The organism is Nonomuraea sp. NPDC059007 (assembly GCF_042740555.1).
In the GTDB taxonomy this organism is placed as follows: domain Bacteria; phylum Actinomycetota; class Actinomycetes; order Streptosporangiales; family Streptosporangiaceae; genus Nonomuraea.
In genome coordinates this window covers 514,102-522,192 of sequence record NZ_JBHYJD010000002.1, presented here as the reverse complement: position 1 = coordinate 522,192, position 8,091 = coordinate 514,102, and the positions used below count along the sequence as shown (strand labels likewise).

Here is an 8,091-nt window from a genome sequence, read left to right as displayed (position 1 = left end):
GCCCACCGCCGCCGGCGCGGCTCGGCCGGAGGACGGCCCACCAGCTTCGACGCCGAACGCTACAAAGCGCGCAACGTCGTCGAACGGGCGATCAACCGGCTGAAGAACTTCCGAGCCGTGGCCACCCGATACGACAAACGCGCCTACATCTTCCACGGCACCGTCACCCTGGCAGCGCTGGCCATCTGGCTCCGCACCTGATCTAAGAAACAGCTCCTAGCAGCCTTCTTCTTTGAAACGCTCGCTCCATCGGGCGCCCGTGGCCTCATCTTCCATGCTCGCGACCACCTGCGCGCTGCCCCACCAGGCCGACACCTCGAGGATCACCGGAGCCGTCTCCGCCGCCGCCTCCAGGCAGGAGGTGTACTCCACGAGAACGTCGACCTCGACGCTGCCGCCCGCGGGCACGACCCGTGGCAGCGCGGCGCCGGCGATCCTGAAGTGCTCGGCCCGCACACCCGCTCCGGTCAGGGTGATCGGATAGATGGCCTCATTGGTGAAGGTATGGGTCATGGCGTCGATACGCCCGTGGACCCTGCCCAGTTCGTCGCGGACGAGCATGCCTCTCGCCGTATCGCCCTCGTGGTAGGTGATCCTCGGGGTCATTCCCCAGCCGAGGGCGAGCAGCAGCGTCAGGGCGATGCCGATCGTGACCGGCCGTCGAGCGCGCACCACCGCCGCCGACGGATTGAGCCGGTCCCAGACCTCATTCGGAATCACGTCGGTATTCTGCTATTTTTCCGGGCTATGACGAAAGTCCACCATTGCTGATACTTACAGCCATTGGTGTGTTAGCCGTCATCGCTGGATTGGCACTGAGCGCGCGATCCCTTCCCCACCCGAACCTGGATCGTTTCGCCAGGCGCCACCGGCTGACGATCACGCCCTACAACGGCGACAACACCATCGCCTACCTGCGCGCGGTCCGCTCGTGGCGGGGCGCGGGACTGGCCGCGGGCGGCGCCCTTTCCCTCTACTTCCTGGGAAATCTGAATTTCCCCTTTTTGCTGTACGGCTGGCTCGCCGGCGTACTCGTCTCCGAGATCCAGCTCGCCGCCGCCCGGCCCCGATTCTTCGGAGAACGGCTCCGCCTCACGCCGCGGGCGCTCACCATCGGCTGGCGGTTGTCCGCGCTCCTGTGCTGGGGCGTCCTGGCGGTGCTCGTGGTCAGGTCGTTCTTCCGGGAGATGGCGATGCCCGATCGGATCTGGGTGGCGATTCCGGCTTTCGTGCTGCTGGCCGTACATCTGGTGCTGAGAGACCTGCACCGGCGTGCGGTGCCCGCGGGGACCAGCGACCTGGTCGGCGCCGAGTTCGCCGCCCGGATCAGCTCGGCCAGGACGCTGATGGCGTTCGGGATCGCGGCGGCGCTCTGGCCGGCCTTCGGCTTCATCTCCGCCGAACTGCCGACGCCCGTGCGGCCGGTGACGCTCGCCCCGGCCCCGCCCCGGGGTCCGGTCCAGTTCGCCAGGATCGTGGGTGACCCCGTCAGATGGGCGCTCTCTTCAGAGACCAACAGGGAAACGAGGTTCGGTGAGGCCGACACGCGCGGACCCCTCGCGCTCAGCGGTGACGGCTTCCATCTGATCTACCGGCAGCTCGGCACGGGCAAGCTCGTCCACCGCGACCTGCGCAAGACGGACGTCCGTGAGATCGCCGGCGCCGGCGAGATCGTGCTCTCCCACGACGGCGCCTATGCCACGGTCGGCACCACGCTCGTCCACACGCCCACCGGATCGGCCACGCCCCTGCCCGGAGTGGCCCGGGTGATCGGCATCGGCGGCGGCCGGATCGTCGCGACCGCCGGCCGCCGCACCCTGCCGGGCGCGCTCACCACCGAGCTCGTCACCTTCGACCCGCAGGGCAAGGTCGTGTCCCGCGCGCCCTTCGACCCCTCCCTCGACGTACGGCTCTCGCCCGACGGCAGGACACTCGCCGTCGTCACCTCGGCCGACGTGCTGACCATGGACCCGGCCACCGCCAAGGTGCTCACCCGCGAGCCGCTCAAACTCCCCGGCCACAGCTACGAGCTCGCCCTGCTGGGATGGTCCGCGAACGGCCGGCGGCTGCTGCTGCGCGCCGGCATGGAGGAGCCCGACATGTCCGGCCACTACCTGATCGACCCGCGGACCGGCACGGCGCGGCGCCTGGAGGAGTGGCCGGATCCCCGCCAGACCGTGGTCGCGGGGAGGGTCACGTGATCCGCGGAGGGCTGGCCGCCGGCGCGCTCGTGATCGCGGCGTGGGTCGTGCTTCCCGTCTGGCAGCAGCACGATCAGGACCCGCCGATGGCCAGGAGCATGCCCGGCGCCACCGCTACCCTGCCCCCCGCCACCGAGCTCAAGGGCCCGGCCCCGGCGCCCATCCGCTACGCCTACCAGCCGGACTGCCCCGACCAGAGCGACCCCTGCCCGCGGTGGCATCTGGTCTCCACGCGCGGCGAGCAGTGGTGGCTGCCCGGCGCGAGCGGGGAGGACACGTTCGTGCTCAGCGACGACGGCACCCGCGCCGCCTACTGGCGTGGCAGGGGATACGTCCTGCACGATCTGATGACCGGCACGGTCACGCCGCTGCCGGTGAGGGGCGAGCAGGAGCCGATCTTCTCCCTCGACGGCCGCCATCTGGCCGTCGGGCGCGAGGTCGCCGACCTGGCCACGGGCCGCGTACACCGGCTGAACGGCGAGGCGCGCGGCTGGACGTCCAGCGGCGTGATCACCTCCACGCTGAAACCCGACGACCGAACACCGGGCCAGGTCAGCGTCACCTTCTTCACCGTCAGCTCGCCCGAGGGCAGGAGGCTGCGCAGGTTCACCGCCCCCGGCGACCTGTCCTCCGACGGCGTCCTGTCACCCTCGGGCCGCCAGTTCGCCACGTTGACGAGGGAGGTGACGCCCACGTCCGTGACCACGACGAGCATCCTGATCAGCAGGGAGCGCTCCGTGACCCCGCGCCTGCCCGAAGGCTGGACGATCACCGCGATCCTGCGCTGGACCGGCGAGGACACCCTCCTGGTACGGCTGCGCGGCCCCGCGAGCCGCATCGCCTACACGATCATCGACCTGACCACCGGCCGCCCGCTCCCCGGAGGCGTCGAGGAGCGGGGCCTGTCCACGGTCATCGGCCGCCTGACCTAGTACGGCAGCGCCCGCGCGGTGAAGTTCTTGCGCAGGAACGGCGCCTTGAACTTGGGAAAGGCCACGGTCTCGGCGTCACCGTCGGAGGTGAAGCGCATGTCCGGGTTGTTCTTGAGCCAGTCCAGCCAGGCCGTCGAGCAGAACTGGGAGCAGTCGCCCTTCTTGTCCATCGCCTTGATCCGCGGGATCCCGAGCGGATCGAACGTCCTGGTGTAGGGCGCCGGCGCGGGCGTGTACCCGGCCAGGAAGACGCCGCTGTGGTTGTAGGCCCCGTCGCTGCCCTTGCCGCGCAGCGCCCACTCCTTCTTACGCGGCTGGCTCCCGTACGGCAGGGCCAGCGTCACCGGGTCCTGCGAGGCGAGGGAGTGCACCTGCTGACGGATGGCGGCGATCTGCTCGGCCACCTCCTTCTGCGAGCGGGTGCCGAGGTTGACGTGGTCGCGCGTGTGGTTGCCGATGTCGAAGCCGTTGTCCTTGAGCCAGAGCAGCGTCTGCGCCTGCTCCTCCTTCAGGGACTTGCCGAACATGTCGCGGGTGACGTAGAAGGTCGCCACGGGGCGGAAGCCTGGGTTCTTCGCCGCCACATCCTGAAGGATGGCGACCGCCGTGTCGGCCCTGGGGACGCCGAGGTCGTCCAGGGCGAGCTGGGAGGGCGAGGAGTCGTCGAAGGTGAGCACCACGGGGTGCTTGCCGGCGGGGATGCCGATCTTTCCGGTCACGTACTCGGCCGCGGTGACGGGCACGTAGCCGTCGCGTACCAGCCGCTCCAGGTCGGCGCGGAACTTCTCCGGCGTCCTGTCGTCGTCGGAGCCGGGGTTCTTCACGATCCGGTGGTACATGAGCACCGGGACCTGGCCCAGTTCGTTGGCCTTGACCTTGGCCGCGGCGGCGGCCTTGGCCTGCTTGGCCTGCTGCACCTTCATGGCGGCGTCGGCTTTGCTGACCGTCTGCACGGCCGGCTGCGAGCCGCAACCGCCGACGATCGCGCCCACCGCGACCAACCCGAGAACACCCAGACGCATCGGGAACCTCCCTCATGACGCGATCGTCAATTACGCCCTGTGACCTCCCCATCGCTCCGCGGAACCACTCCGAACCGCTCCAAAAGAGATCACCAAGCCGGGGGCCCGAGGCGGCCACGGCCAGGTCGCGGGCGGCGCGGCCACCGGATATCTTGATGTCAAGCAATCTCAGACGTGGAGCGGACATCCGGTGACTGATTCGACCATCATTTACACGCACACCGACGAGGCCCCAGCGCTGGCCACGTACTCGTTCCTGCCGGTCATCCAGGCGTACGCCGCCAAGGCCGGAGTGCGGGTGGAAAGTCGGGACATCTCCCTGGCCGGGCGGATCATCGCCGGCTTCCCCGAGCGGCTCACGGAGAGCCAGCGCATCGGCGACGCCCTGGCCGAGCTCGGCGAGCTGGCGAAGACCCCCGCGGCGAACATCATCAAGCTGCCCAACATCTCGGCCTCGATCCCCCAGCTGAAGGCGGCCATCGCCGAGCTGCGCCAGCAGGGCTACGACCTGCCCGACTACCCCGAGGACCCGAAGACCGACGAGGAGCGCGACATCCGCGCCCGTTACGACAAGGTCAAGGGCAGCGCCGTCAACCCGGTGCTGCGCGAGGGCAACTCCGACCGCCGCGCCCCCGCCTCGGTGAAGGCCTACGCCAAGCAGCACCCGCACAGGATGGGCGCGTGGTCGCCCAGCTCCAAGACCGACGTGGCGCACATGACCGCCGACGACTTCCGCTCCTCCGAGAAGTCCGCGATCCTGCCCGAGGCCACCGAGCTGCGCATCGAGCTGGTCGGCGACGACGGCACCACGACGGTCCTGCGGGAGTCCGTACCCGTGCTGGCCGGCGAGATCGTCGACTCCTCGGTCATGCGCGTGGCCGCCCTGCGCGAGTTCCTCACCGCGCAGATCGCCCGCGCCAAGGCAGAGGACGTGCTCTTCTCCGTCCACCTCAAGGCCACGATGATGAAGGTCTCCGACCCGATCATCTTCGGCCACGTGGTGCGCGCCTTCTTCCCGAAGACCTTCGCCCAGTACGGCGAGGCCCTCGCGCAGGCCGGCCTCAGCCCGAACGACGGCCTGGGCGGCATCCTCAGCGGCGCGAGCGACGAGATCAAGGCGTCGTTCGAGGCCGAGCTCGCCGAAGGCCCGGCGCTGGCCATGGTCGACTCCGACCGCGGCATCACCAACCTGCACGTGCCGAGCGACGTCATCGTCGACGCCTCGATGCCGGCGATGATCCGCCAGTCCGGCCACATGTGGGGCCCCGACGGCAACGAGGCCGACACCCTCGCCGTCATCCCCGACAGCAGCTACGCCGGCATCTATCAGGTCGTCATCGACGACTGCCGTGCCCACGGCGCCCTCGACCCGGCGACCATGGGCTCGGTCCCGAACGTCGGCCTCATGGCGCAGAAGGCCGAGGAGTACGGCAGCCACGACAAGACCTTCGAGATCCCGGCCACCGGCACCGTACGCGTGGTGAACTCCGGCGGCGAGACCGTCCTTGAGCACGCGGTCAGCCAGGGTGACATCTGGCGCATGTGCCAGACCAAGGACATCCCCGTCCAGGACTGGGTGAAGCTGGCCGTCTCCCGCGCCCGCGCCACCGGCGACCCGGCGGTGTTCTGGCTCGACGCGACCCGCGCCCACGACGCCAGCCTCATCGAGAAGGTCAACGGCTACCTGGCCGAGCACGACACCAGCGGCCTGCAGATCGAGATCATGGCCCCGGTCGAGGCGATCGGCTTCTCGCTGGAGCGCATCCGCAAGGGCGAGAACACGATCTCGGTCACCGGCAACGTGCTGCGCGACTACCTGACCGACCTGTTCCCGATCCTGGAGCTGGGCACCAGCGCCAAGATGCTCTCGATCGTCCCGCTGCTCAGCGGCGGCGGCCTGTTCGAGACCGGCGCCGGCGGCTCGGCGCCCAAGCACGTGCAGCAGCTGGTCAAGGAGAACTACCTGCGCTGGGACAGCCTGGGCGAGTTCCTGGCGCTGGCGGCCAGCTTCGAGCACCTGGCGCGCACGACCGACAACGCGCGGGCGCAGATCCTGGCCGACACGCTCGACCGGGCGACCGCGACGTTCCTCAACGAGAACAAGTCGCCGGCCCGCAAGCTGGGCTCGATCGACAACCGCGGCAGTCACTTCTACCTGTCCCTGTACTGGGCTCAGGAATTGGCCACTCAGACCGACGACGCCGTGGTGGCGGCGGCGTTCGCCGGTCTGGCCAAGACCCTTGCCGAGCAGGAGCAGGCGATCGCGGCGGAACTGCTGGCCGTACAGGGCTCGCCGGTGGACCTCGGCGGCTACTACCAGCCCGACCCGGCCAAGGCCGCGGCGGTGATGCGGCCCTCGAAGACCTTCAACCAGGCGATCGAGAGCCTCTAGGCGACATCGGAAGGGCGGTGGGCTCCGGCCCGCCGCCCTCTGTCATCCTCCCCCGAGGAACTGGAGAACGGCGGGCTTGAGCACGCCGCCGTATTCCAGGAACATGGCGACGGCCACCAGGCCCACGCCGAATCCCCCGTAGACCACCATGTCGGTCTTCCTCGTCCGGATCGCCATGAGCCCGCCGTACCCGGAAAAACGCAGGGCGGCGGCGACCATCAGCACGGCGCCGAGCGCGAACGCGCCCCACTCGCCGTCCACGAAGAAGATCGTGAGCATGGCAAGGGCCGCTCCCGCCAGAATCAGCGGAAACGGCCCCCACTTCTGATCATCGTTCGTCAATCGGCTTCCACTTCTGGTCGCGTTCCCCGATGTACTCACTATCGGGCCGGATGAGCCGGTTGTCCGCGTGTTGCTCGATCACGTGGGCGGTCCAGCCGGACATGCGGCTGATGGAGAAGACCGGTGTGAACAGATCGGTCGGGATGCCCAGGTAGTGGTAGACCGAGGCGGCGTAGAAGTCGACGTTGGGGTAGAGGCCCTTGGTCTCGAAGACGACCTCTTCCATCTCCTTGGACATCCGGTAGAACTTCGGCTCGTCGCCGGACAGTTCCTCCGACATCCGGCGCAGGTGCGTGGCGCGCGGGTCCTCGGTCTTGTAGACGCGGTGGCCGAAGCCCATGATCTTCTCGCCGGCGGCCAGCTTGTCGCGTACGGTCTGGGCCACGCCGTCGGGCGAGATCGACTCCAGCGTCTTCATGACCTGCTCGTTGGCGCCGCCGTGCAGCGGGCCCTTCAGCGTGCCGATCGCGGCCACGATGGCCGAGTGCATGTCCGACAGCGTCGCGGCGCAGACGCGGGCGGCGAACGTCGAGGCGTTCATCGTGTGGTCGGCGTGCAGCACCAGGCAGGCGTCGAAGATCTCCGCCTCGCGCGGGGAAGGGGTACGGCCGGTCACCTGGTGCAGGAAGTTGCCGGCGATGCTCAGGGCGGGGTCGCTCTCCGGGACACCCTTGCCCGAGCGGGCGGCGTGGTAGCGGGCGACCAGCAGCGGCTGCTGGGCGGTCAGCCGGGCGGCCTTGCGCAGGTCGGCTTCCGGCTCGATGGAGTCGCGGTCGGGGTCGTCGGCGCTGGCCAGCGACACCAGCGAGCGCAACGCCTCCATGGGCTTCTGTTTCTCGGCGATCTCCGCGACGTTGGCGGAGACCAGCGGGCCCAGTTCGCGCCCGGTGACGAGCTCGTCACCGTAGGCCTGGAGCTCGGCGCGGTTGGGGAGCGTACCGCGCTGGAGCAGATGGGCGGTCTCTTCGAACGTCGCTCGGCCGGCCAGATCGTGGATGTCGTATCCCCGATAGAACAGACGGCCGGCCTTCCCGTCGATGTCGCTGAGCGCTGTGGACGCGGCTACGACGTCGGCCAGGCCTTTGGTGGGCTTGTCCATCGTGCTCCTTGGCTCGCTCCGCTCGCGGTTGTGGCGGAGTTATCCGCTCTTCGTGGCAGATGTCCCGCCACGAGTGTTTCCTCCGCTTATCGTGCCTGGAAGT

7 protein-coding genes and 1 pseudogene are annotated in these 8,091 nt (G+C 69.2%); 4 read left to right on the top strand and 4 right to left on the bottom strand.

Translation table 11 applies throughout. The features are described 5' to 3' along the window. Positions 1-201, top strand: a pseudogene (locus ACFWY5_RS05290) (IS5/IS1182 family transposase); the annotation flags it as partial. Between the two features lie 15 nt (positions 202-216). Here the strand turns inward: ACFWY5_RS05290 and ACFWY5_RS05285 are convergent. After that, positions 217-720 carry a hypothetical protein gene (locus tag ACFWY5_RS05285; protein WP_379610061.1) on the bottom strand — a complete coding sequence of 168 codons (504 nt, stop codon included), beginning with the start codon at positions 718-720 and terminating at the stop codon, positions 217-219. Between the two features lie 68 nt (positions 721-788). On the opposite strand from ACFWY5_RS05285, the gene ACFWY5_RS05280 reads away from it, so the two are divergent. Next, positions 789-2,201 carry a hypothetical protein gene (locus tag ACFWY5_RS05280; protein ID WP_379630591.1) on the top strand — a complete coding sequence of 471 codons (1,413 nt, stop codon included), beginning with the start codon at positions 789-791 and terminating at the stop codon, positions 2,199-2,201. Then, positions 2,198-3,133, top strand: coding sequence for a hypothetical protein (locus tag ACFWY5_RS05275; RefSeq protein WP_379630590.1), 936 nt, complete (start codon positions 2,198-2,200; stop codon positions 3,131-3,133). The genes ACFWY5_RS05280 and ACFWY5_RS05275 overlap by 4 nt, the downstream gene beginning before the upstream one ends. On the opposite strand, the gene ACFWY5_RS05270 is transcribed toward ACFWY5_RS05275, so the two are convergent. Further along, entirely contained in the window at positions 3,130-4,155 is a 1,026-nt protein-coding gene (locus tag ACFWY5_RS05270) for a polysaccharide deacetylase family protein (RefSeq protein WP_379610064.1), read from the bottom strand. The two genes, ACFWY5_RS05275 and ACFWY5_RS05270, sit on opposite strands and share 4 nt — an antisense overlap. Positions 4,156-4,345: 190 nt before the next feature. On the opposite strand from ACFWY5_RS05270, the gene ACFWY5_RS05265 reads away from it, so the two are divergent. Further along, complete coding sequence (locus ACFWY5_RS05265; RefSeq protein WP_379630589.1) at positions 4,346-6,547, top strand: NADP-dependent isocitrate dehydrogenase; 2,202 nt, start codon at positions 4,346-4,348, stop codon at positions 6,545-6,547. Positions 6,548-6,589: 42 nt separating this feature from the next. On the opposite strand, the gene ACFWY5_RS05260 is transcribed toward ACFWY5_RS05265, so the two are convergent. Both ACFWY5_RS05260 and ACFWY5_RS05255 read right to left on the bottom strand, forming a co-directional pair. After that, positions 6,590-6,928 carry a DUF3017 domain-containing protein gene (locus ACFWY5_RS05260; RefSeq protein ID WP_379610066.1) on the bottom strand — a complete coding sequence of 113 codons (339 nt, stop codon included), beginning with the start codon at positions 6,926-6,928 and terminating at the stop codon, positions 6,590-6,592. Continuing rightward, a complete protein-coding gene (locus ACFWY5_RS05255; RefSeq protein WP_379610067.1) occupies positions 6,876-7,988 on the bottom strand; it encodes a citrate/2-methylcitrate synthase in 1,113 nt (370 codons plus the stop codon). Before ACFWY5_RS05255 ends, ACFWY5_RS05260 begins: the two co-directional genes overlap by 53 nt. Between the last annotated feature and the right edge of the window lie 103 nt (positions 7,989-8,091).

Coding starts and splice junctions, on each gene's coding strand:
- ACFWY5_RS05270 (WP_379610064.1), bottom strand. CDS start 4,155: ATGCGTCTGGGTGTTCTCGGGTTGGTCGCGGTGGGCGCGATCGTCGGC.
- ACFWY5_RS05255 (WP_379610067.1), bottom strand. CDS start 7,988: ATGGACAAGCCCACCAAAGGCCTGGCCGACGTCGTAGCCGCGTCCACA.